The following is a 23,621-nucleotide window of genomic DNA, read 5'->3' on the forward strand; positions in this document are numbered from 1 at the left end:
AGGGGAGCCGACGAAGCCATGGCGGCTCGTGTAAGGGCGTCTGTCCAGCGGATTAGCGATGAATCGCCATCAAATTGATATCGGGACGCGCAGAAGTTGTTAATTTTCGGCGCCGTAACTTACCGGACCGGACAAACGCGGAGGGCGCGCGGCCCTGCTGGCTCGCGCGCCCCGAGGCCTTGTTGCGAGACGTGCTAGGCTGCGCGCACCGTCTCCAGGAAACGCGATACTTCGGTCTTCAGCCGGCTGCTGTCGCCCGACAGCATCTGCGCCGCCGAGAACACCTGGGACGACGCCGAGCCGGTCTCGCTGGCGCCGCGCTGGACCTCGGTGATGTTGGAGGAGACCTGCTGGGTGCCCGCCGCGGCCTGCTGCACGTTGCGGGAGATCTCCTGCGTCGCCGCGCCCTGCTCCTCCACCGCGGCCGCGATGGCCGAGGAGATCTCCGACAGCCTCTCGATCGTGCCAGAGATCGCCCGGATGGCGTTGACCGACTCCTGCGTGGCGGCCTGGATGCCGGCGATCTGCTGGCCGATCTCGCCGGTCGCCTTCGAGGTCTGCTCGGCCAGCGCCTTCACCTCGGTCGCAACGACCGCAAAGCCGCGGCCGGCCTCACCCGCGCGCGCCGCCTCGATGGTGGCGTTGAGCGCGAGAAGATTGGTCTGTCCGGCGATGGTATTGATCAGCTCGACGACGTCGCCGATGCGGGCGGCTGCCTTCGACAGCTCGCCGACCTGATCGTTGGTGGTGCGCGCCTGCGTGACGGCCTCGCTCGCCATGCGCGCGGATTCCTGCACCTGTCGGCTGATCTCGGTGACCGACGACGACAGCTCCTCGGTGGCCGACGCCACCGACTGCACGTTGGTGGACGCTTCCTCGGAAGCCGAGGCGACCGTGACGGCGAGCTGCTGCGAGCGCTCGGCGGTCGAGGTCAGGGTCTTGGCGGACGCTTCGAGCTCGTCCGACGCCGACGACACCGTGCCGATGATCTGACCGACCGAGGCCTCGAAGGAGTTTGCCAATTGCTGCATCTCGCGCTTGCGCTGGTCGGCAGCGAGCTTGTCGGCGTGGGCCTTCGCCTCCGCCTCCTGGCGCGCCTTCGCTTCGGCATTCTCGCGGATGATCACGACGTTCTTGGCCATGTCGCCAATCTCGTCGCCACGGCTCGCACCGGGGATCCTGATGTCGATATCACCGGACGCCATGCGGCCGAGCGCGCCATCCAGACGGGTGATCGGTCGTGCCACGCCCACGAAGCCGAAGGCAACGGAGGCTCCGAGCACGAGCAGCATCACGCCCGACAAGGTAAGACCGATCCGTCCTGCGCTGCTGAGCTCGCTGTCGACCATCTGCTTGGCCTCCGCAGCGAGCGTTTCGGCAGCGGCGACCGTCTCAGCCATCAGTCTGGTCGCCTCGGCTGCGGCGGGTCGGGCCTTCTCGGTGACAACCTTGGTCTTGCTTTCCTCCGCGGCGACCGTCTGCGCCACCGAGTCGCCGTAGCTCTTCAGAAGACTGCGCAGCCGCTCGATGTCGGGATGGCTCGCTGGCGGCAGCTTTTCCACGGCCGCGGCGAGTTCGTCGCCGGCGAGCTTGCTGCGCCTGGCGATCTCGTCCTTGAGGCCGGGCTCGCTGGTGGCAGCAAAGCGCCATGCAGCGGCGCGCACCGCCGTCATCGCGGAATCAGCGGCGTAGAGATGCTTCTCGGATTCTGCCGAGGTCTTGACGGCGGAAGAGGCGAGCAAGGCATCGACCAGCTTGCGCCAGTCGCTCGAAAACACGTTGCGACCTTCCTGCAGCGCCAGCACCTGCTTCTGCAGCCGCGCGGACTCCTCGGCCGCGTGCATGTAGTCCGCCACCACCGTCTTGATCTTGACCAGCCGATCCTTGTTCTCTGCACGCGCGGCCAGGGCCGCCGCCGCATCCAGATTGCGACCGATCTTGGCCAGTGCCTGCCGCTCCTCCTCGAGGTAGCCGTCGACCTCGGCTGCCGTCTTCGCAAGGCGAACGCCACGGTTCGCGAGCTGCAGGTTGCGCAGATCGGACTCCGTCATCAGCACGTCCTTGCGAATCACGGTCTCGATGTCGGCCGCCTTCGCCGCGACCTCGATCGCGCGCTGCGACGACTGCTGATTCAGCAACATGCCGAGCGACAGCAGAATGCCCGCGAGGCCGGCAGCCCCCATCTTGTAGCCGATGCGGTTGAGCTTGATCATATGGTGGTCTGCCTTCTGGATCGGGTGCGGCTCTGCACCAGTTTCCGCGTTCTGAATATTGTTCCTGAATGGAACCAATTTGGAATTCAGACTTCTAGGAAGGCTTAACCATCAAATCCGTAGGAGTACGGAACTCGGGTTGCTGCAGCACAGCCAGCGTCGACGGAGTCCTGCCGGGGCGGCGCGCAGCCTGCCGATATGCAATCCACATGACGTCGAAGAAACCGACAAAAAAACCGCGGGCCCTGCGGCCCGCGGCTTGATGTGCTCGATCGGTTCGAAACCGTGCGGCGCTAGGCCGCGCGAACGGTCTCGAGGAAACGGCTGACCTCGGTCTTCAGGCGGTCGCTGTCGGTCGACAATGATTTTGCGGCCGTCAGGACCAGAGACGACGCCGATCCGGTCTCGCTGGCGCCGCGCTGCACGTCGGCGATGTTGGCCGAGACCTGCTGGGTGCCGGCTGCGGCCTGCTGGACGTTGCGCGCGATCTCCTGCGTCGCCGCGCCCTGCTCCTCGACCGCGGCCGCGATCGCCGAGGCGATCTCCGACAGCCGTTCGATGGTGCCCGAGATGGTCCGGATCGCAGTCACCGATTCCTGCGTCGCCGCCTGGATGCCGGAGATCTGCTGGCCGATCTCGCCGGTCGCCTTCGAGGTCTGTTCGGCCAGCGCCTTCACTTCGGTGGCGACGACGGCGAAGCCCTTGCCCGCCTCGCCCGCACGCGCCGCCTCGATGGTCGCGTTGAGCGCCAGCAGATTGGTCTGGCCGGCAATCGTATTGATGAGCTCGACGACGTCGCCGATGCGGGCCGCCGCCTTCGACAGCTCGCCGACCTGATCGTTGGTGGTGCGCGCCTGCGTGACGGCCTCGCTGGCCATCCGCGCCGACTCCTGCACCTGACGGCTGATCTCGGTGACCGACGAGGACAGCTCCTCGGTGGCAGAGGCCACCGACTGCACGTTGGTCGAGGCCTCCTCCGACGCCGCAGCCACGGTCGTGGCGAGCCGCTGCGATCGGTCCGCCGTCGAGGTCAGAGTGCCCGCCGAGGTTTCCAGCTGGCTCGACGCCGAAAAGACCGTGTTGACGATGTCGCCGACCACGGCCTCGAACTGCCGCGTGACCGCATCGACCCGGCGGCCGCGCTCGATCTTCGCCTCGGCGTCCTTGGCTGCAGCCTCGTCGGCGGCTTTCTTGGCGATCAGCGCATCCTTGAAAACCTGCAGCGCGCCGGCCATGACGCCCATCTCGGTCTTCTCGCCGCGATGCGGAATCTCGGCGGAGAGATCGCCCTCGCCGAGGGCCTGCATGGGCTCCACGATCGACGTGATCCCCTGCGAGACGCTGCGCACCATGAGGTAGCTGACAAGCGCGCCGACCATCAGCATGACGACCACGATCACACCGAGTGTGGCAAAGGACGTCGAATAGGTCGAAGCCGCATCGGCCGATGCCTTGTCGGCACCGCTGTTGTTGAGGTCGATATCCTTCCTCAGGAACTCGTCGGCCTGCAGCCCGATCTTGTTGACGGTATTCTGGTTCAGCTCATGAGCGTCGTGCGGGATCTGACCGGCCGCCTTGCGCGACAGCTCCATCACCTTTTCGGTGCCAGCCAGATATTTGCCCCAGACGCCCTTCCAGTCCTGATAGATCGCCCGTTCCTCGGCCGAGGAGATCATCGGCTCGTACAGCTTGACCGCCTTGTTGACGACCTCGTTGGTGGTCGCCGCCGTTTTCTCCTGAGCCAGCTTGTCGTCGAGCGTCTCCGCCAGCAGGTGCTCGCGGATCACGTTGCGATAAGTGATCGTGCCCGCCCGGAGTTCACCGAGGACGCGCACGCTCGGCAGCCAGTTGGTCGTGATGTCGACGGTGTTGGCATTCATCGTGCGCATGCTCGCGACCGCGAGCAGGCCCATGGCGGTGAGGGCGACGAGAAGCAGCGCGACGACCGAAATGATCTTCGCGCGAATGGACATGCTGGCAAACATGAAATTATTCCCTCGGATCGGCGTCCCCTTGGCCAGGACTGGCGAGTGCGCTAGCCGATTTGATGGTTAAGCAGAGCTTGCATCTTGCTCAACCTTCGATGGAACTGCGTTAAAATCGCGCACCGTACAATTACGGATTTGCTGCCTTTTGATGAGGCACGTTTGCTTAGGGACCGGAAACGCACCGGGCGACAGCTTGCGCGGCGGCTCTGTCTGCAAACGAATTTGCGGCGAGCGAGGTCTGTCCGGCTGCTGCTTCGACGACGTCGTCTCACGCAAAAGGCCGGGGTAGATACCCCGGCCTTAAAGTCAGATCATTGATGGATGGTGTCGGACGGCCTCAAGCCGCCCGCACCGAGCCCAGGAAACTCGCGACCTCGTCCTTCAGGCGACTGCTGTCACCGGAAAGCGCCTGTGCCGCCGCGAGCACCTGCGCGGAGGCCGAGCCGGTCTCCGCGGCGCCGCGCTCGACATCCGTGATGTTGGCCGAGACCTGCTGCGTACCGTGCGCCGCCTGCTGCACGTTGCGGGAGATTTCCTGCGTCGCCGCGCCCTGCTCCTCGACAGCCGCCGCGATGGTCGATGAGATCTCCGACAGCTTCTCGATCGTCGAGGAGATGTCCTTGATGGCGTTGACCGACTCTTGCGTCGCCACCTGGATGCTGGAGATCTGCTGGCCGATCTCGCCGGTCGCCTTGGCGGTCTGCTCCGCCAGCGCCTTGACCTCCGATGCGACGACGGCAAAGCCGCGCCCGGCATCGCCGGCACGCGCCGCCTCGATGGTGGCGTTGAGCGCCAGCAGGTTGGTCTGGCCGGCAATGGTGTTGATCAGCTCGACGACGTCGCCGATGCGGGTCGCAGCCTTCGACAGCTCGCTGACGCGCCCGGTCGTGGTCCGGGCCTGGCCGACGGCGTCGTTGGCGATGCGCGCCGATTCCTGGACCTGGCGGCTGATCTCGTTGACCGAGGAGGCCATCTGCTCCGTCGCGGACGCAACGGACTGCACGTTGGTGGTGGCCTCTTCCGACGCCGCGGCCACGGCAGTGGTCAGCCCCTGTGAACGCGTCGCCGCCTGGGTCAGCGTGGTGGCGGACTGCTCGAGCTGGCTCGATGCGGCCGACACGGTGTCGACGATCTCGCCGACCGCCGCTTCGAACTGCTGGGCCAGCCGCTGCATGTCGGCCTTGCGCTGGCGCGCGGCGATCGCATCCTGCGCGTTCTTCTCCTCGGCCTCGGCGCGCGCCTTCTCTTCCGCATTGCCCCGGATCACGGTCACGGTCTTGGCCAGATCGCCGATCTCGTCGCCGCGCGACGCACCGGGGATGTCGATGTCGAGACGGCCGCGGGCCATCTCGCCCAGCGCGCCGTTGAGCCGCGTCAAGGGACGCGCGATGCCGAAGAACGAGAACACGACCGAGCTGATCACCGAAGCAAGAACGGCCAGTCCGACGATGAGCATGATGCGGCTCGCCTGCGCTGCCACCTCGTTGGCGTCGAATCTGGCGGTTGCGTTGCGTGCGCGGGCGTCGCGAATGGAGGCGTTCATCAACTCGCCGGCTTCGTCGAGATATTTGAGCGTCCGGTCGCGCAGCAGCTCCTCCTTGGTGGCTTCGATCTTGACGACCTCATCGTTGGCGGCGACGAAATCGGTGGCGATGCCGCTCAGCCTGGTGATTGCGGCCTGTGTGTCGCGGTCATCGGCGAGCATGCGCGCATCGGTCAGCGAACTCTTCAGCATCGGCACGGTCTGCTTCAGCAAGGTGATCGCGGCGGCATCGCCGGTCACGCCGAAGCGCCAGGCCTGCGAGCGCATGGAGTTCAGCTTGGCATCGGCGGCATGAAGCTGCCGCTCGACGCGCTCGCGGAAGGCGAGGTTCGGCAGCACCGGCGAGCTCAGGATGGCCTGCAGCCCCTTGGTCCATTCGTTGGAGACCGCGCTGCGCTTGTCGATCTGCAGCAGCACGGCCTTCTGCGCCTGGGCGAGCTCGACGGCGCCGGAGGCATAGCTCGTCATCAGCTCCTTCAGCCGGTTCAGCCGGCTGCGATTCTCCGTCGTCGTCACATTGGCCAGGGCGCCATCGATGTCCGTGACCATTGCGGTGGAGAACTGCTGGATATCCGCGGCAGCCTTCTCGGCATCGGCCGGCACGCGCGCCAGCCGCGCCGTACGGCCCGCAAGCTGGCTCTGCTGCATGTTGATGCTCGCCGACATCACACTCTCGACCACCAGCCGCGCGCGCTCGGCCTGTTCATTGGCCCGGTTGACCGCATTCCCCGCGATCATCTGGTTTGCGATCATGCCGACCGCGAGAGTCGCGCCGATGGCGCCAGCAAGTCCGAGTTTGTAGCCGATCCGGTTCAGTTTCATTGCCCCACCCACAGATGGACGCGTCACGCGACGGTCCGCCCCAGAGGTATAGAGGTGAGGTCCCTAGAGACCGTTAATTTACGGGAGTTATCATGCAATACACGCGAAAAACATCTGCATCTTCAATGCGCAGCTGCGCGTCGAAAGAGAAAGGGCCGAGCAGATGCCCGGCCCTTTCAGCTCACAAAATATGCAGATGACGCGTTCGATATCAGACCGCGCGTACGGAGCTCAGAAACCTGCTCACCTCCTGGCTCAAACGGCCGCTATCGCCCGACAGCGCCTGTGCCGCCGCAAGGACCTGCGTGGAAGCTGAGCCGGTGTCGGCGGCGCCGCGCTCGACATCCGTGATGTTGGTGGACACCTGCTGGGTGCCGCGCGCGGCCTGCTGCACGTTGCGGGAAATTTCCTGCGTCGCCGTGCCCTGCTCCTCGACGGCCGCCGCAATCGTCGAGGAGATTTCCGACAACCGTTCGATGGTGGTCGAGATGTCCTTGATGGCGTCGACCGATTCGAGCGTCGCGGCCTGAATGCCGGAAATCTGCAGCCCGATCTCGCCCGTCGCCTTGGCGGTCTGCTCGGCCAGCGCCTTGACCTCGGAGGCCACGACCGCAAAGCCGCGGCCGGCATCACCGGCCCGCGCCGCCTCGATGGTCGCGTTCAGCGCCAGCAGATTGGTCTGGCCGGCGATGGTGTTGATCAGTTCGACCACGTCGCCGATCCGTGTCGCCGCCTTGGACAGCTCGCTGACCCGGCCGGTCGTGGTCCGCGCCTGGCCGACGGCGTCATTGGCCATGCGCGCCGACTCCTGGACCTGGCGGCCGATCTCGGAGACCGACGAGGCCATCTGCTCGGTGGCGGACGCCACCGATTGGACGTTCGCGGTGGCTTCTTCGGAAGCGGAGGCGACCGTGGTCGCCAGCTGCTTGGAGCGATTGGCCGTGGTCGTCAGCGTACCGGCCGAGGCCTCGAGCTGGGAGGACGCCGACGATACCGTATTGACGATCTCGCCGATGGCGGCCTCGAACGTGCGCGTGATCTCGTCCACGCGCCGGCCACGCGCGATCTTGGCTTCGGCATCGCGCGCCGTGGCCTCGTCCGCGTCCTTCTTGGCAATCAGCGCCTCCTTGAACAGCTGCAGCGCATCGGCCATGGCGCCGATCTCGGTCTTTACGCCGCGGTATGGCACCTCGGCGGACAGGTCACCCTCGCCCAGCGCCTGCATCGGCTTCACGATCGAACCGATGCCGGCCGACACGTCGCGGATCAGATAGAGGCTCAGCAGGATGCCGGCGAGGAGCGTGACGGCGAGGATTGCCGCGACCATCACGAAGGCCGACGCGTAGCTGTCGGCAGCCTCCTGCGAGGCCTTCTCGGCCCCGGCATTGTTCAGAGCGATGTCTTTCTTCAGCAGCGCGTCGGCGTCGGTCAGCAGGCGGTTGACCTTGCTGGAGTTCAAGGCGGTCGCCTCGCGTGGAAACTGTCCGGCTTCCTTGCGCGAGAGCGCCAGCACGTCTGCGACATCGCGTTTGTACTGGTTCCAGATTCCGGACCAGTTGTCGTAGATCGCGCGTTCCTCGGCTGAGGTGATCAGCGGCTGATAGGCCTGAACAGTCTTGGCGACGGTTTCGAAATTGGCGTTCAGCGCCAGTTCCACCTTGAGCTTGTCCTCCAGTGTCTCCGCAAGCAGATGCGCACGCACGATGTTGCGGTTCATCACGACGCGCTCTTGCAACTCGCCCAGCACGCGCACGCTCGGCAGCCAACTCGTCGCGATGTCCACGGTATTGGCGTTGATCGCCCGCATATTGGCGATCGCGAGCCACCCCATTCCGGTGATGGCGACGAGCAGGAAGGCGGCGACCGCGATGATCTTGGCGCGAATCGAATAATGGGCAAGCATGACCAACGTCTCTCAGCTCTGACCATCGAGCGCGACAGCGCCCATGATCCAACGGACCGTCCGGCCCGATGCCGGATGTTGTGAGGAGACGTTTCGAAACGAAGTGATGAAGACTGAATCGAGAATCGTCCCGTAGAACTACGGAAGACGAAAACGATTTAAAACAAATTAAGCCAGGCTCTCCGCTACTGCATCAATCCGAGTGCGTCGGCGAAAAACTGCGGCCCGCCGAAATTGCCGGACTTCAGCGCCAGCAGCATGTCGCCTGTCTCCGCGCCGATCGCGCGCAGCACCGGCACGCCGGCCGCGATCTCGCGCCCGACCTGGAAGCCCGGGATGTTCAGCCGGTCGACGACGGCCCCCGAGGTCTCGCCGCCGGCGACGATCAGCCGCCTGACGCCGGTCCGGACCAAGCCATCGGCGAGATCGGCCATCGCCTGCTCGATGGCGTGGCCCGCCGCCTCGCGGCCATGCTTGGCCTGCACCGCGCCGACCTGATCGGGCCCCGCGCTGGAGGCGATCAGCACCGGGCCTCGGCCGAGGCGCTCGACCGCCCAGGCCAGCGCCCGCTCGGTCTCCCCCGCGCCTGCGACCAGGCGCTCAGCATCGAGGCGCAGCACCGGCATGATGCGCTCGGCCTGCGCGATCTGCTGTAACGTCGCCTGCGAGCAGCTGCCGGCGAGGCAGGCGGCCATGCCGCCAACCGGCGCATCGGCGTGATGGGCAAGGCTGTGGGAGTGCACGTGCCCGGCCGCGACCAGCGCCCGCGCCAGGCCGAGCCCGATCCCGGACGCCCCGACCGAGACGCGGCTCTTCAAGGCCGCCGCACCGATGGCGCTCAGGTCAGCATCGAACACGGCGTCCACGATCGCAGCCCCGATGCCCTGCCCTGCGAGCTCAGCGAGCCGGTGGCCGACCGCCTCCGGCCCATGCACGACGGTTGCCAGATCGACCAGGCCGATCCGTCTGCGGCTCTGGCGCGCCAGCACGCGCACCAGATTGGCATCGTGCATCGGGTTGAGCGGATGATCCTTCAGCGGACTCTCATTGAGCGGCACATGCCCGACGAACAGGTTGCCCTGATACACGGTCCGCCTGGTCTCAGGAAACGCAGGCGTCACCAGCACGATGCCGTCACCGGCATCGCCGGCCAGCGCGTCCATCACCGGACCGATATTGCCGGCATCGGTGGAATCGAACGTCGAGCAGATCTTGAACAGCACGTGATCCGCCCCGCGTCCGCGCAGCCATTTGTCGGCCTCCCGCGAACGGGCCACCGCGACCGAAGCCTCGATCGAGCGGCTCTTCAAGGACACCACGACCGCATCGACCTCGGGCAGCGCGAGGTCATCGGCCGGCACGCCGATGGTCTGCACCGTCCGCAGGCCGGCCCGGGTCAAGGTGTTGGCGAGGTCGGAAGCGCCGGTATAGTCGTCGGCGATGCAGCCGAGCTTCAAGGTCACGGCTTCACTCCCTTGTAGGCTGCGAACCAGCCGAGCCCGTCCTCGGTGCGGCCGCGCGGATTGTATTCGCAGCCGACGAAGCCGGCATAGCCGAGCCGGTCGAGCTCGGCGAACAGGAACGGATAGTTCAGCTCCTCGCTGTCAGGCTCGTTGCGCGAGGGAATGCTGGCGATCTGGACGTGGCCCGTGATGTCGATCATCTCGCGCAGCCGCATGGTGACGTCGCCATGGATAATCTGGCAGTGATAGATGTCGAACTGCAGCTTCAGGTTCGGGATTCTGAGCTCACGGATGAGATCGCGGGCGAAGCCGAAATCGTTGAGAAAGTACCCCGGCACGTTGCGCGCATTGATCGGCTCGATCACGACGTCGAGGCCGTGTGGCGCGAAGAACTCCGCGACCCAGGCCACCGACTTGTAGTACGCCTCCACCGCCTTCGCATCACCGCGATCGGCGATGCCAGCCATCATGTGCAGCCGCTTCACCCCGGTCGTCTTGGCATAAGGCAGCGCCGTCTCCAGGCTCGCTCTGAGATCGTCGAACCGCTCCGGCAACGCCGCAAAGCCTTTCTCGCCGGCATCCCAATTGCCGGGCGGCAGGTTGAACAGCGCCTGCGTCAGGCCGTTGTCACGCAGCCGCTTGCCGACCTCCTCGGCCGGATGATCGTAGGGAAACAGGAATTCCACAGCGGTGAAGCCGGCCGTGGCGGCAGCATCGAAGCGATCGAGGAACGGATGCTCGGTGAACATCATCGAGAGATTGGCGGCGAAGCGGGGCATGCTGAAACACTCGTGCTGCAGTTATTTGGATGAGCCCGGCAGCGTCGTGCCGGTGACCTGCGCATACATCCGCGCCACCGAGGCGTCGTCGTCGCGTCCCATGCCGGCGGCCGAGGTCATCAGGAACATCTGCAGCGCTGCGGCGGAGACCGGCACCGGGAAGCGGTGACTACGCGCCATGTCCTGGATGATGCCGAGATCCTTGACGAAGATCTCGACCGCGCTGCGCGGCGTGTAGTCGCCGTCGAGCACGTGCGGCATGCGGTTCTCGAACATCCAGGAATTGCCGGCCGAGGCGGTGATGACCTCGTAGACCTTGCGGATGTCGAGGCCCTGCTTGGCGGCGAAGGCGATAGCCTCGCTGGCGGCTGCGATATGCACGCCGGCGAGCAGCTGGTTGATCATCTTGAACGCGGCGCCCTGGCCCGCGGCATCGCCGAGTTCGTAAAGCTTGGCGGCCATCGCATCGAGCGCCGGACGCGCCTTGGCGAAGGCGGCCGCGCTGCCCGAGGCCAGGATGGTCAGTTCGCCCTGCGCGGCGCGCTGCGCACCGCCGGAGATCGGCGCGTCGAGATAATGCCGGCCGGTCGCCTCGAGCTGCTTGGCAAGGCGCCGCGCGACGTCCGGGTCCATGGTTGCCGAGGAGATGAAGACGGCCTCCTTCGGCATGGTTTCGGCGACGCCGCCGGGGCCAAACAGAATGGCTTCCGTCTGCGCCGCATTGACGACCACGCTGACGACGATATCGACGCCTTGAGCCGCTTCGGCGGGGCTGTTCGCACCCTTGCCGCCATCGGCGATGAAACGCGCCACCGCGTCCGCCGACACGTCGCATCCGGTCACCTCGAAGCCCGCGCGCTTCAGCGACGTCGCCATGCCAAATCCCATCGAGCCGAGCCCGATCACGGCGACTTTCAATTGCGATGGCGACGGCATGCGGCAAATCCCTGAAGCGTTTCCTGGCGACGTCCGGTTGGCCCGGACTACAGCCTGGGTATCACGGCTTGGCCGCGTTGCCAAAGCGTGAGACAAAGCGGCAAGAGAGCGACGTGCGAGGAAAGACCCATGGCGGACACTGCGATTCGCGAGGCCATCTGCCGGTTCGGCCGCTCCCTGTTCGAGCGCGGGCTGACGCCGGGCTCCTCCGGCAACATCAGCGTGCGGCTCGATGATGGCGGCTGGCTGGTGACGCCGACCAATGCCTCGCTCGGCTTCCTCGATCCTGACAGCTTGTCACGGCTCGACGCAGCGGGACAGCTGATCTCCGGCGACGCGCCGACCAAGGAGGTGCCGCTGCACACGGCGCTGTACCAGACCCGCGATGCCGCGCGTGCCGTGGTGCATCTGCATTCGACCCACTCGGTTGCGATCTCGATGCTGCCGGAGATCGATCCGCTGATGGCGCTGCCGCCGCTGACGCCTTATTATTTGATGCGCTGCGGCCAGACCGCGCTGGTGCCTTATCATCGCCCGGGCGATCCGGCCGTGGCCGACGCCATCAAGGGCCTGGCCGGGAAATACGCCTCGGTGCTGCTCGCCAATCACGGCCCCGTCGTGTCCGGCGATACGTTGGAGGCGGCCGTGTTCGCGATGGAGGAGCTCGAGGAGACCGCAAAACTCTATCTGCTGCTGCGCGGGCTCAACCCGCGCCATCTGTCGCCGCAGCAGGTAGACGATTTGGTCAAAGTGTTCGGCCTCAGCCTGCCCGATCACAGCGATCATCACTGATCCAACCGGCCCGGATGGATGCGCATGCAATACCTCGCACCATCGCCCGCCGAGATCGAGGCCGCCGTCAGGGTTCTGTTCGAGGAGGCCTGCTTCTATCGCTGGTTTCCGATCGCGACGGATTCCTATGAAGCCTTCGCGGCATCCGATCCGATCGGGGTCGCCGAACTGCGCGGCATCGCCGAGCGCATGCTGATGGCGGCCTCACAGGCGGGGTCGCGAGCACGACGCGTCTAGCGCCTTGCCAAGCCGGGCTTCGCGCGGTGGCCCGCGCCGCCTCGTCGCTCACCGACCCGGCTTGCCTCCGGATGGCAACAATGCCTAATATTGAGGCAAGGCTCGGCCGCGACAGCAATCAGGGAGCGATCGAACGATGGGCGGCGCACCCGCAACGCCGCTCCGGCGCGGCGCGGCCAGCCGTTCAGTTCTTCCATCATCGATTGCAGCCACACCTGTTGAGCGCGAACGGAGCATGAAAGGAACAGGCAAAATGCCTCCACACCGGCGTGGCTGCGGCCGTTTGCCCGGATTGGCGCCCGGCGGCAGCGGGCCATCCGCCTGGAGTGAGAATGCTCTCATAGCAATTGCATACGAATCCCGTTCGGCGCGCGCTCTTTATGCAGTGGCCCATCCGCACGCCGATCCTTGGCATATCCGTTGCAGACACCACACGGGTCGGGACGCGGACACCTGGCCATGCGGACGGTGATCACGTCCGGTTCTCGGTAACGACAGCAAACACGGAGGGCGGATGGCGGCGGGCGCGAGCTTGGAACTGGTGAAGGTGACGAAGATGTATGGTCACGTCACCGCCGTCGATGCGATCGATCTGCGGATTCCCGCCGGCTCCTATTGCTGCCTGCTCGGACCGTCCGGCTGCGGCAAGACCTCCACCCTGCGCATGATTGCCGGCCACGAATCGGCGACGTCGGGCGACATCATCGTCGGCGCCAGGAACGTCACCGAGTTGCCGCCCGCGGGGCGCGGCACCGCGATGATGTTCCAGTCCTATGCGCTGTTTCCGCATCTGTCCGTCATCGACAACGTCGCCTTTGCGCTGAAGATGAAGGGCGTGTCCAAGACCGAGCGCCATGCACGCGCGCGCGAGCTGCTCGAGCTCGTGGACATGCAGGGCTACGCCGGCCGGCTGCCGGCGCAGCTCTCCGGCGGCCAGCAGCAGCGCGTCGCGCTTGCCCGCGCGCTGATCACCTCGCCGCAGATCCTGCTGCTCGACGAGCCGCTGTCCGCGCTCGATCCGTTCCTTCGCTTACGCATGCGCGCCGAGCTCAAGCGGCTGCAGCGCGAGCTCGGCCTCACCTTCGTCCATGTCACCCACGGCCAGGACGAGGCCATGGCGCTGTCCGATCTCGTGGTACTGATGAATGGCGGCCGCATCGAGCAGCAGGGCAGCCCGCGCGACATCTTCAACCACCCGCGCACCGAATTCGCCGCCCGCTTCATCGGCGGCCACAACGTGATCCCAGTCGGCGGCGAGACGTTTGCCGTGCGGGTCGACCGCATCCAGTTGAAGGCAGCGGGTGCGTCGATCGATGGTCCGGCCGTGCCCGGCACCATCAGCAAGATCGAATACCAGGGCACGTATGTGCTGGTCGCGGTCGCGACCGACGGCGGCCCTGAAATATCGGCGCAGCTCGGCGACGACCAGTTCGACGGGGACACCCACAGCATCGGCGAGCGCGTCGTCGTGACCTGGAATCCGGCGCTTGCCGATGCGCTGACGACCCGCCCCGCCGCCGCAGCCACGCCGGCTGCGGAGCTGGTCGCCTGAATTTCGTTTGCTCGTTTTTCCCTCAAGGAGATGATCATGACCGATCGATCGAAGACAACATCCATCAGCCGCCGCTCTCTGCTCAAGGGCGCAGCCGGCGTCGCCGGTCTCGCCGGCTCGGGCACGCTGCTCAGCGCGCCCTACGTCCACGCCGCCGACCCCAAGGTGCTGCGCTATCTCGGCACCGCCGTGAACGAGGGCGACGAGATCTCGAAGAAGTGCCTCGCCGACACCGGCATCAAGATCGAGTACATCACGGCGACGACCGACGACGTGACCAAGCGCGTCATCACCCAGCCGAACTCCTTCGACGTGCTCGACACCGAATACTTCTCGCTCAAGAAGCTGGTGCCGTCCGGCAACATCTTCGCGCTCGACGCCAAGAAGATCAAAGAGTTCGACAACATCACACCGGTCTTCACCAAGGGTGAGCTGCCGAGCGGCAAGAAGATCGGCGGCCAGGGCACCGCACCGTGGAAGGTGCTCTATCTCGAGGGCGCGAATTCCAAGACGTTCTCGGCGACGCCGACCGATTTCATCACGCTGATTCCGACGGTCTACAATGCCGACACGCTGGGCATCCGGCCCGACCTGATCAAGCGGCCGATCAATTCCTGGGCCGAGCTGCTCAACCCCGAATTCAAGGGCAAGGCCGCGATCCTCAACATTCCCTCGATCGGCATCATGGACGCCGCCCTCGTCGTCGAGGCCACCGGCCAGTACAAATATGCCGACAAGGGCAACATGACCAAGGCCGAGATCGACCTGACCATGAAGGTGCTGACCGAAGCCAAGAAGGCCGGCCAGTTCCGCGCGTTCTGGAAGGACTTCAACGAGTCCGTCAACCTGATGGCCTCCGGCGAGACCGTGATCCAGTCGATGTGGTCGCCGGCGGTCACCAAGGTGCGCTCGATGGGCATCGCCTGCACCTTCCAGCCGCTCAAGGAAGGCTACCGCTCCTGGGCCTCGGGCTTCTGCGTCTCCAAGGCAGTGGCCGGCGGCCCGAAGCTCGACTGGGCCTATGAGTTCGTCAACTGGTACCTGTCCGGCTGGGCCGGCGCCTATCTCAACCGCCAGGGCTACTACTCGGCCGTGCTCTCGACCGCCAAGGCCAACATGACCGAGGACGAGTGGGGCTACTGGATGGATGGCAAGCCGGCCAAGGCCGACATCAAGGGGCCGGACGGCACGCTGATGGAGAAGGCCGGCGCGGTGCGCGACGGCGGCTCCTACGAGGACCGCATGGGCGGCGTCGTCTGCTGGAACGCCGTGATGGACGAGAACGACTACATGGTCCGCAAGTGGAACGAGTTCATCGCCGCCTGATCTAACCTCGCACTCCCTGCCGCGCCCGTGGTGACATGGGCGCGGCACGCCTCCGCAGTCGCCAACCCTCCGCACAGGACAACAGGTTTCCTCCGTGGCCGTGACGATCGACAGCTCGCCCAAGACTTTGGCGCCGCCGCAACGCGGCTTGCGCAAAATGGCTGTACGCTCGATCGCCTGGCTGCAGGCCGGCCCGATGACGCTGGTGTTCGCGCTGTTCTTCCTGCTGCCGCTTGTCCTCGTCGTCATCGTGAGCGTGTGGGACTACAACGAATATGAGATGATCCCGGCGTTCAGCTTCCGCGGCTATACCGACACGTTCGAGGGCTGTGTCGCTGGCCTGCCCGAGCTGTGCACGATCCTGAAGACCTATCTCAAGACGCTGAAGCTGTGCCTGCTGACCTGGGGCCTGACGCTGCTCATCGGCTTCTGGGTCGCCTACTTCCTCGCCTTTCACGTCCGCAGCAAGACCTGGCAGATCGTGCTGTCGCTGTTGTGCACGATCCCGTTCTGGACCTCCAACGTGATCCGAATGATCGCCTGGATCCCGCTGCTGGGGCGCAATGGACTCGTCAATCAGGGGCTGATCGGCGCCGGATTCGTCAACCAGCCGGTCGAATGGCTGCTGTTCTCCGAATTCTCGGTGGTGCTGGCGCTGGTCCACCTCTTCACTTTCTTCATGGTGGTGCCGATCTTCAATTCGATGATCCGCATCGACAAGCGGCTGATCGAGGCGGCCTACGATGCCGGCGCATCCGGCTGGCAGACACTCGTCAACATCATCATTCCGCTGGCCAAGCCCGGCATCGTGATCGGCTCGATCTTCGTGATCACGATCGTGATGGGCGATTTCGTCACTATCGGCGTCATGGGCGGCCAGCAGATCGCCTCCGCCGGCAAGATCATCGAGTCGCGCCTGTCCGCGCTGCAATTCCCCGCAGCCGCAGCGAACGCCGTGATCCTGCTCGGTATCACCGTCCTGATCATCTCCGCGCTGACGCGGATCGTCGACGTCCGCAAGGAGCTGTGAGAGATGGGCGACAAGCGTCCGCGCTCGTTCTACATCCTCGCCGCCTTCTTCGCAGGCTACGTGCTGTTCCTGTACGGGCCAATGATCGCGATCTACATCCTGTCGTTCCAGGGCCCCGACGGCGGCCTCACCTTCCCGATGAACGGCGTGTCGCTCACCTGGTTCGCCAAGGTGTTTTCCGGCGGCGGCATCGTCGACATCGGCGCCGCCTTCAAGCGCTCGCTGGCGCTCGGGCTCGTAGTGATGGTCATCACCGTGGTGCTGTCGGTCGCAGCCGGCATGGCGTTCCGCAAGCCATTCCGCGGCGCGTCGTTCGTGTTCTACACGGCGATCGCCAGCCTGATCATGCCGTCGATCATCACCTCGCTCGGCATCGCCCTTGAATTCCGTCTGATCGACGATTTCATCAACAAGCACGGCGCCAATGTCGGGCTCGGCTGGCTGGCCGACGGCTGGACCACCGGCATGGGCCTGTTCACCTCGGGCCTCGGCGCACATCTGACCTGGACCCTGCCGTTCGGCCTCCTGATCATGTTCGCGATCTTCAACCGCTTCGACGGACGGCTCGAGGAAGCGGCGCGCGACCTCGGCGCCACGCCCTGGCAGACCTTCCGCCACGTCGTGCTGCCGATCATCCTGCCCTCGGTGGTCGGCATCGGCCTGTTCGGCTTCACGCTGTCCTGGGACGAGCTCGCCCGCTCCAGCCAGGCGATCGGCTCGGTCAACACGCTGCCGCTGGAGCTGCAGGGCCTGACCACGACCGTCACCAAGCCCGACATCTACGCCCTGGGCACGCTGACCTCGGCGGTGTCGTTCCTCGTCATCTTCGCCGCACTGTCGGTCATTCTCGTCCTGCAGGCCCGCCAACGCCGCCAGGGCTCCGACGCCGGCAAGGGCATGGTGTAGTCGTTCAACAACGGACGTAGCAACGATCAACACCCATCGTCGCGACGCTTGACAACAAGCAACGAGCACGGTGCCAATAAATGCGCCCTCTCCCCTTGTGGGAGAGGGCATGTAGGACAGTGCCGCAAGCTCGGTTGGGTGAGGGGTATGTCTCTACGAGCGATACTCGCCGAGAGAGACCCCTCACCCAACCGCGTGCTTGGATAGGCCGCACATGCCCTCTCCCACAAGGGGGGAGGGCGCTGTATCTCACAGCGCGCTTGACGAACTCGCACAGTCTGTAGGGTGGGCAAAGGCGCGCCGAGATCGTCGGGTCTATGCTCGGCCGTCTCGCGCGCCGTGCCCACCGTCCTCACTCGCTGGCACCGCCGGTGGGCACGCGCCCGCCTGACGGCGGCGCTTTGCCCACCCTACAAGAGTCGTCGACTCACAGCCCCAGATACGCCCTTCGGACATCCTTGTTGCCGCTGATCTCCGCCGACGTCCCCTGCATCAGGACGCGGCCGGTCTGCAGGATGTAGGCGCGGTCGGCGATTTCCAGGCACTCGGCCATGCGCTGCTCGACGATCAGCACCGTCATGCCGGCGTCGCGGATGCGCTTCACGGCCTGGAAGATCTCGTCGACCAGCTTCGGCATGATGCCCTGCGACGGCTCATCGAGCATCAGCAGTCGCGGCCGGGTCATCAGCGCGCGGCCGATCGCCAGCATCTGCTGCTCGCCGCCGGACAAGGTCTCGGCGCGCTGCTCGAGCCGCTCGGCGAGGCGCGGAAACAGCTTGAACACGAAGTCGAGCGGCTCTTCGCGATTGGCCTCGCCGCGGTAGAGATAGCTGCCGAGCCGTAAATTGTCGCGCACCGAGAGCCGCGGAAACAGCCGCCGGTTCTCCGGCACATAGGCGATGCCCTTGGCCGTGATCAGATGCTGCGCCATGCCGTCGATGCGATTGCCGTCGAAGGTGACCTGGCCGGCCCGCGGTCGTTCGGCGCCGGCGATCGACTTCAGTAGCGTCGACTTGCCGGCACCGTTGGCGCCGGCGACGCAGACGATCTCGCCCTGCTCGACGTCGATCGAGACGTTCGAGATCGCAACCAGGCCCTGATAGGCGGTGGTGACGTCACGCACCGACAGCATGGCGGTCTCCGAGATAGGCGGAAATGACTTTGGGATCGCGGACGACGTCCGTGGGCCTGCCTTCGAGCAGCACCTTGCCGAGATCGAGCACGATGGCGCGGTCGACAAGCGGCATCACGATCTCCATGACATGCTCGACCATCAGCACGGTGATGCCGGTGTCGCGCACGCGGCGGACGAGCTCGACACCCTTCTGCGACTCGACCGGCGTCAGTCCGGTGAGGACCTCGTCGAGCAGCAGCAGCTTCGGTTCGGTGGCAAGCGCCCGCGCCACTTCGAGCCGCCGCTTTTCGGATGGCACGAGATCGCTGGCGAGCACGTCGGCGCGGGCGTCGAGGCCGCAGAACGCCAGCACCTCGTGCGCCTTGCGGCGGGCCTCGTGCATCACCTTGGTGCGCACCAACGCTCCGACGATGACGTTCTCGATCACCGTCATGGTCTCGAAGCTCTTGACCACCTGGAAGGTGCGCCCGATTCCAGCCTGGCAGCGTTCGGCCGCCGGCAGCGCCGTGACGTCCCTGCCCTCGAACAGGATCGTGCCTTCCGTGGGCTTGAACGCGCCGGCGATCAGGTTGAACAGGGTCGACTTGCCGGCGCCGTTCGGACCGATCAGGCCGACGATCTCGCCGCGGCCGACCGAGATCGAAACGTCGGAGTTTGCAGTCAGTCCCGAGAACCGCTGGGTGACGTTGCGGGTTTCCAACAGTGCCGTCATGACGCCACCGCCTCCCGGACCGGCTTGGCCGCCGCCTTTGGCTTGCGTGAGAACAGGCTGACCAGGCCCTGCGGCCGCGCCAGCGAGATCGCGATGATCAGGCCGCCATAGACGATGAGATCGACGCCGCGGCCCGAGCCTCCGATATAGGACCGCGTCAGCTCGGTCAGCGGGATCAGGATCACCGCGCCCAGCATCGGGCCCCACAGGGTACCGATGCCGCCCAGCACCGCCGGCAGCGCCATCAGCAGCGAGAACTGGAAGCCCATCACGCTTTCCGGATCGATGTAGGAGACGAACTGCCCGTAGAAGCTGCCGCCGATCGCGACCAGGAAGGCCGAGACGGCCGCCGCGCCCATCTTGGAATTGAACACGACGACACCGAGGCTTTCGGCCGCGAGCGGATTGTCCTTCACCGCGCGCCACCAGTATCCCCATTTGGAGTCCTCCAGCCACCAGGTGACGAACCAGGCGACGCAGGCCAGCACGAGAGCGAAATAGAAGTATGGCAGCTTGGAGCGGGTAAATTGGAACGTCAGCCAGGAGTCCTGCCTGATCGGGATGTCGATGCCGAGCGCGGCACCGGCCCAATCCCAGTTGTGGAACAGCAGCAGCGTGATCTCGGCGATCACGATGGTGGCGATCACGAAGTAATGGCCTCCCAGACGAAAGCAGGGATAGCCGAGCGCCATCGCGATGACGGCGGAGAGGAGACCGCCGGCGAGCATGCCGAACCAGGGCAGCACGCCGAACTTGGTGAACAGCAGCGCGGTGGTGTAGGCGCCGAGTCCGAAATACAGCGCATGCCCGAGCGAGATCTGTCCGCAATAGCCGGACAGGATGTTCCAGCTCTGCGACAGTGCCGCATACATCAGGGTCAGCACCATGATGTTCTGGACATAGACGTCCTTGACGAACAATGGCACGGCAGCGGCGATCGCGGCGAGGAAGGCGGCGACGACGAGGTCGCGGCGGCGACGTTGAATGAATGCCTGGTCCATCAGATCGATCCGAACAGGCCGCGCGGGCGGATGAAGACGACGAGCAGGTAGACGCCGTAGATGCCGACGGTCTTCAGCGACGGCGGCAGGATCAGGGTCGTGGTGGCCTCGACGAGGCCGACGATGATGCCGCCGGCGAAGGCGCCGAACACGCTGCCGAAGCCGCCGAGCGCGACCGTCACGTAAGCGATGGTCGCAAACGAGGCGCCGACGTCGGGGAAGACGTAGAAGAAGATCGACATGACCGCACCCGCAAGACCGACCAGCGCCGCACCGAGCCCCCAGCCGAGCGCGAACACCTTGTTCTTGTCGATCCCGACCAGCGCCACCGCGCCGGCATCCTCGCGCGTCGCTTCCAGCGCGCGGCCGAAATCGGTGCGATGGATGAAGAAGTACAGTCCAGCGAACGCCGCGATCGCGATCAGCGCGCCGATCAGCTGCGGCTGCGGCAGGTAGATGCCGCCGATCGAGATGGTCTTGCCGCCGAGCCAGGAGTGCGGAATGCTGCGATAGTCGGGCGTGAAGAAATACTGCGCCACGCCGCGCATGAGGACCGCGAGGCCAAAGGTGGAGAAGATCTGCACCATGCCGGTATTGGCCTTGGCCCTGACCGCAAACCTGACGACCAAGAGATAGACCACCGCGCCGAACACGAACAATGCGGCGGCCACCAGCGGTGCCGCAAGCAACGGGTCGAGCGCAAAGAACGCAAACAGGAAGAAGGTTGCGTACATCGCGATCATCAGGAACTCGCCATGGGCGAAGTTCACGACGTCCATCAGGCCGAAGATGAGCGCTAAGCCCACGGCGATCAGGCCGTAGAGCAGACCCATCAGCAGGCCGCTGGCGAGACTTTGGATGATGGTTTCTGCTGTCACTTCAATTGCTCCCCCGTCATTGCGAGCGAAGCGAAGCAATCCAGACCTTCTTTCGGTCTCCTGGATTGCTTCGTCGCTGCGCTCCTCGCAATGACGGAGCAAAACCGATGCTCCGTCATAATCCGATAAAGAACGCCGCCCCTCGTCCCGTGAGTTCGTTACTTCATCGGCCAGATGGCCTCGGCCACCGCGGCCTGAGCCGGGAAGATCGTGACGAACTTGCCGCCGACATATTGCAGCAGCACGGGATCGGCGTCGTTGTTCTGGCCGCTCTCGTCGAACTTCACCCGCTTCCAGGGCATGATGGTCTGCTCGCCCGGCATCTCGGTCGCGGCCAGCGCATCGCGGATCTTCTCACCGTCGGCCGACTTGGCGCGGTTGATGGCGTCGGCCATCACGATCAGGCCCATGAACTGGCGCGACGAGAAGTCGTTGAGGTCCTTGCCCGACTTGGCCTTGAACATGTCGTTGATCTTGCCGACCATCGGCCGCTTGGCGGCGAGGTCGAGCGAGAACGAGCCCCGCGAGATCACGCCTTCGAGCTTGTCGCCGACCGCGTCGTAGAGCGCCTTCTCGGAGAAGCCGGCGTCCTGCGCCACGATCGCGTTCGGCTTGTAGCCGAGCTCGGCCATGGTCTTGACCAGGAGGATGCCGTCGGTGGTGTAGCTCGACGGCATCAGCACGTCGGCATTGGCGGCCTTGAGCTGCTGCACCTCGGCCGACAGCGACGGCGAGTTGGCGCGGTACTTGATGTCGGCGACGATCTTGTAGCCGCGCTCGTTGGCGAGCTTGAGCTGGGCGTTGCCGGAGTCGGTGCCGAAGATGGTGTCCTCGTGGAACAGCGCCAAGGTCTCGATCTTGGTGCCCTTCTTCTTCATCATGTCGAAGAAGTCGAACATGGCGCCGGAGAACATCTCGTCATGGGGCGCTGCGCGGAAGTAGTACTTCAAGCCGCGGCGATGCAGGCTCGGCGAGGAGTTGTCGGCCGAGAGATACGGGATCTGGTAGCGTTCGCAGGTCTGGCTCGCGGTGACCGCGACGGCGCTCTGATAGGAGCCGATGATGGCCGAAACCTTCTCCTGCGTGATCAGGCGCTCGGCCTCGGCGCGGCCCTTCTGCGGATCGGCCTGGTGGTCGGCGAACACCAGCTTGATCTTGGCGCCGCCGAGGCCGGGCAAGCCCTCTGTACGCGCCAGCGGCAGGTCGTAGTCGTATTTGCCGTTGATGATCTCGGCCGCGGTCTCGAAGGCGCGCTGTGCGTCGACGCCGATCTGGGCGCTGGCGCCGGAGAACGGGTAGATGACGCCGATCTTCACCTCTGAAGTCTGGGCGCGGGCGGCGATCGGCCCGAGCGCGGCGGCGGCGGTTGCTCCAAGCAAGACGTTGCGGCGCGTAATGGTCATTGCAAGATCCTCTGATGAACGGCTGAGATCGATGAAGCGGTTGACGGCGTCGGTAAAGCCTCAAGAAGCGGCATGTGCTGCCTGATTAGAGCACGGCGAGATCCTTGTTCCTGAGATCGGTGATCAGCATCAGGCCCGGCGCGTGGGTGATCGCGAACGGCAGCTTCGCGGCCGCGATCACCGCCTGCGGTGTCACGCCGCAGGCCCAGAATACGGGAATTTCGTCGGTGGCGACGGGCACCGGATCGCCGTAGTCGGGCGTGTTGATGTCGGCGATGCCGATCAGATCTGGATGGCCGAGATGCACCGGCGCGCCGTGCACGGCGGGAAAGCGCGTCGTGATCTGCACCGCGCGGATCGCCTGCGCCGGCTTGAACGGACGCATCGACACCACCATGGGCCCGGCAAACGGCCCCGACGGCGTGCAGGCAATGTTGGTGCGGTACATCGGCACCCGGCAGCCCTGCTCGATGTGGCGGATCGGCAGGCCGTCGGCCATCAGCGCCTCTTCGAACGAGAACGAGCAGCCGAGCACGAAGGTGACGAGATCGTCGCGCCAATGCGCAAGCAGATCGGTCGGCTCCTCGACCATCTCGCCGTCGCGCCAGACACGATAGCGCGGCACGTCGGTGCGAATGTCGAGGTCGGCGCCGAGCGCGGGGATGTGCGGATCGCCGGGATCGGACATGCCGATGATCGGGCACGGCTTCGGATTGAGCTGGCAGAAGCGGTGGAAGGCGCCGGCGTACTTCTCCGGCAGGATGGCGAGGTTGCCCTGCACGAAGCCATTGGCGACGCCCGCCGTGCTCCAGCCCTTGCCGGTGCGGTAATCCAGACGGGCCTGATGGCTCGGAAGAAGCTCCGTTCCACCGGCTGGTTGCTGCACTGCCATAGAAACAGTCATTTGAGCCATTTGCCTAATATCTCGACAAACTCACTCAACCTCAGCCATGATATAAAGTCTAATCTTCGTTTTTAATCAGGATCGATAAGACAAATTGA

At 65.3% G+C, this 23,621-nt stretch carries 19 protein-coding genes; 6 read left to right on the forward strand and 13 right to left on the reverse strand.

The features are described 5' to 3' along the window. Positions 1-194 precede the first annotated feature (194 nt). From LQG66_RS11575 to ltnD, 7 genes are all read right to left on the reverse strand, one after another. Positions 195-2,213, reverse strand: a complete 2,019-nt coding sequence (locus LQG66_RS11575; RefSeq protein WP_231326351.1) for a methyl-accepting chemotaxis protein — start codon at positions 2,211-2,213, stop codon at positions 195-197. A 293-nt stretch (positions 2,214-2,506) separates the two neighbouring features. Continuing rightward, entirely contained in the window at positions 2,507-4,198 is a 1,692-nt protein-coding gene (locus LQG66_RS11580; protein ID WP_231326352.1) for a methyl-accepting chemotaxis protein, read from the reverse strand. A 340-nt stretch (positions 4,199-4,538) separates the two neighbouring features. After that, a complete protein-coding gene (locus LQG66_RS11585) occupies positions 4,539-6,566 on the reverse strand; it encodes a methyl-accepting chemotaxis protein (protein ID WP_231326353.1) in 2,028 nt (675 codons plus the stop codon). A gap of 211 nt (positions 6,567-6,777) precedes the next feature. Then, positions 6,778-8,469: a methyl-accepting chemotaxis protein gene (locus tag LQG66_RS11590; RefSeq protein WP_231326354.1), complete on the reverse strand. Its 1,692-nt coding sequence runs from the start codon at positions 8,467-8,469 to the stop codon at positions 6,778-6,780. Positions 8,470-8,654: 185 nt separating this feature from the next. Continuing rightward, entirely contained in the window at positions 8,655-9,932 is a 1,278-nt protein-coding gene (gene otnK / locus LQG66_RS11595; RefSeq protein ID WP_231326355.1) for a 3-oxo-tetronate kinase, read from the reverse strand. Further along, a complete protein-coding gene (gene otnI / locus LQG66_RS11600) occupies positions 9,929-10,711 on the reverse strand; it encodes a 2-oxo-tetronate isomerase (protein ID WP_231326356.1) in 783 nt (260 codons plus the stop codon). Before otnI ends, otnK begins: the two co-directional genes overlap by 4 nt. Before the next feature lie 21 nt (positions 10,712-10,732). Next, the gene (gene ltnD, locus LQG66_RS11605; RefSeq protein WP_345778942.1) at positions 10,733-11,743 is read right to left on the reverse strand and encodes an L-threonate dehydrogenase; all 1,011 of its coding nucleotides are present in this window, start codon (positions 11,741-11,743) and stop codon (positions 10,733-10,735) included. A 33-nt stretch (positions 11,744-11,776) separates the two neighbouring features. On the opposite strand from ltnD, the gene otnC reads away from it, so the two are divergent. From otnC to LQG66_RS11635, 6 genes are all read left to right on the forward strand, one after another. Then, a complete protein-coding gene (gene otnC / locus LQG66_RS11610; protein ID WP_231326358.1) occupies positions 11,777-12,439 on the forward strand; it encodes a 3-oxo-tetronate 4-phosphate decarboxylase in 663 nt (220 codons plus the stop codon). Positions 12,440-12,463: 24 nt separating this feature from the next. Next, on the forward strand, positions 12,464-12,676 hold the full coding sequence (locus tag LQG66_RS11615) for a hypothetical protein (RefSeq protein WP_231326359.1): 213 nt from the start codon (positions 12,464-12,466) through the stop codon (positions 12,674-12,676). Between the two features lie 514 nt (positions 12,677-13,190). Further along, positions 13,191-14,228: an ABC transporter ATP-binding protein gene (locus LQG66_RS11620; protein ID WP_231326360.1), complete on the forward strand. Its 1,038-nt coding sequence runs from the start codon at positions 13,191-13,193 to the stop codon at positions 14,226-14,228. Positions 14,229-14,264: 36 nt separating this feature from the next. Beyond that, positions 14,265-15,554, forward strand: coding sequence for an ABC transporter substrate-binding protein (locus LQG66_RS11625; RefSeq protein ID WP_231326361.1), 1,290 nt, complete (start codon positions 14,265-14,267; stop codon positions 15,552-15,554). Between the two features lie 127 nt (positions 15,555-15,681). Continuing rightward, the gene (locus tag LQG66_RS11630; protein WP_231327752.1) at positions 15,682-16,584 is read left to right on the forward strand and encodes an ABC transporter permease; all 903 of its coding nucleotides are present in this window, start codon (positions 15,682-15,684) and stop codon (positions 16,582-16,584) included. 3 nt (positions 16,585-16,587) lie between these two features. After that, entirely contained in the window at positions 16,588-17,490 is a 903-nt protein-coding gene (locus LQG66_RS11635) for an ABC transporter permease (RefSeq protein WP_231326362.1), read from the forward strand. Between the two features lie 427 nt (positions 17,491-17,917). On the opposite strand, the gene LQG66_RS11640 is transcribed toward LQG66_RS11635, so the two are convergent. The 6 genes from LQG66_RS11640 to LQG66_RS11665 form a co-directional block, all read right to left on the reverse strand. After that, entirely contained in the window at positions 17,918-18,622 is a 705-nt protein-coding gene (locus tag LQG66_RS11640) for an ABC transporter ATP-binding protein (protein ID WP_231326363.1), read from the reverse strand. Next, on the reverse strand, positions 18,606-19,337 hold the full coding sequence (locus LQG66_RS11645; RefSeq protein ID WP_231326364.1) for an ABC transporter ATP-binding protein: 732 nt from the start codon (positions 19,335-19,337) through the stop codon (positions 18,606-18,608). Before LQG66_RS11645 ends, LQG66_RS11640 begins: the two co-directional genes overlap by 17 nt. Next, positions 19,334-20,338, reverse strand: coding sequence for a branched-chain amino acid ABC transporter permease (locus LQG66_RS11650; RefSeq protein WP_231326365.1), 1,005 nt, complete (start codon positions 20,336-20,338; stop codon positions 19,334-19,336). The genes LQG66_RS11645 and LQG66_RS11650 overlap by 4 nt, the downstream gene beginning before the upstream one ends. Further along, positions 20,338-21,216: a branched-chain amino acid ABC transporter permease gene (locus LQG66_RS11655; RefSeq protein WP_256460615.1), complete on the reverse strand. Its 879-nt coding sequence runs from the start codon at positions 21,214-21,216 to the stop codon at positions 20,338-20,340. The genes LQG66_RS11650 and LQG66_RS11655 overlap by 1 nt, the downstream gene beginning before the upstream one ends. A 158-nt stretch (positions 21,217-21,374) precedes the next feature. Next, complete coding sequence (locus LQG66_RS11660; RefSeq protein ID WP_231326366.1) at positions 21,375-22,619, reverse strand: ABC transporter substrate-binding protein; 1,245 nt, start codon at positions 22,617-22,619, stop codon at positions 21,375-21,377. Positions 22,620-22,704: 85 nt separating this feature from the next. Continuing rightward, positions 22,705-23,523 (reverse strand): putative hydro-lyase, encoded by an 819-nt coding sequence (locus tag LQG66_RS11665; protein ID WP_231326367.1) that lies wholly within the window; start codon positions 23,521-23,523, stop codon positions 22,705-22,707. Positions 23,524-23,621 lie beyond the last annotated feature (98 nt).

It is taken from the genome of Bradyrhizobium ontarionense, from assembly GCF_021088345.1.
Classification (GTDB): Bacteria; Pseudomonadota; Alphaproteobacteria; order Rhizobiales; family Xanthobacteraceae; genus Bradyrhizobium; species Bradyrhizobium ontarionense.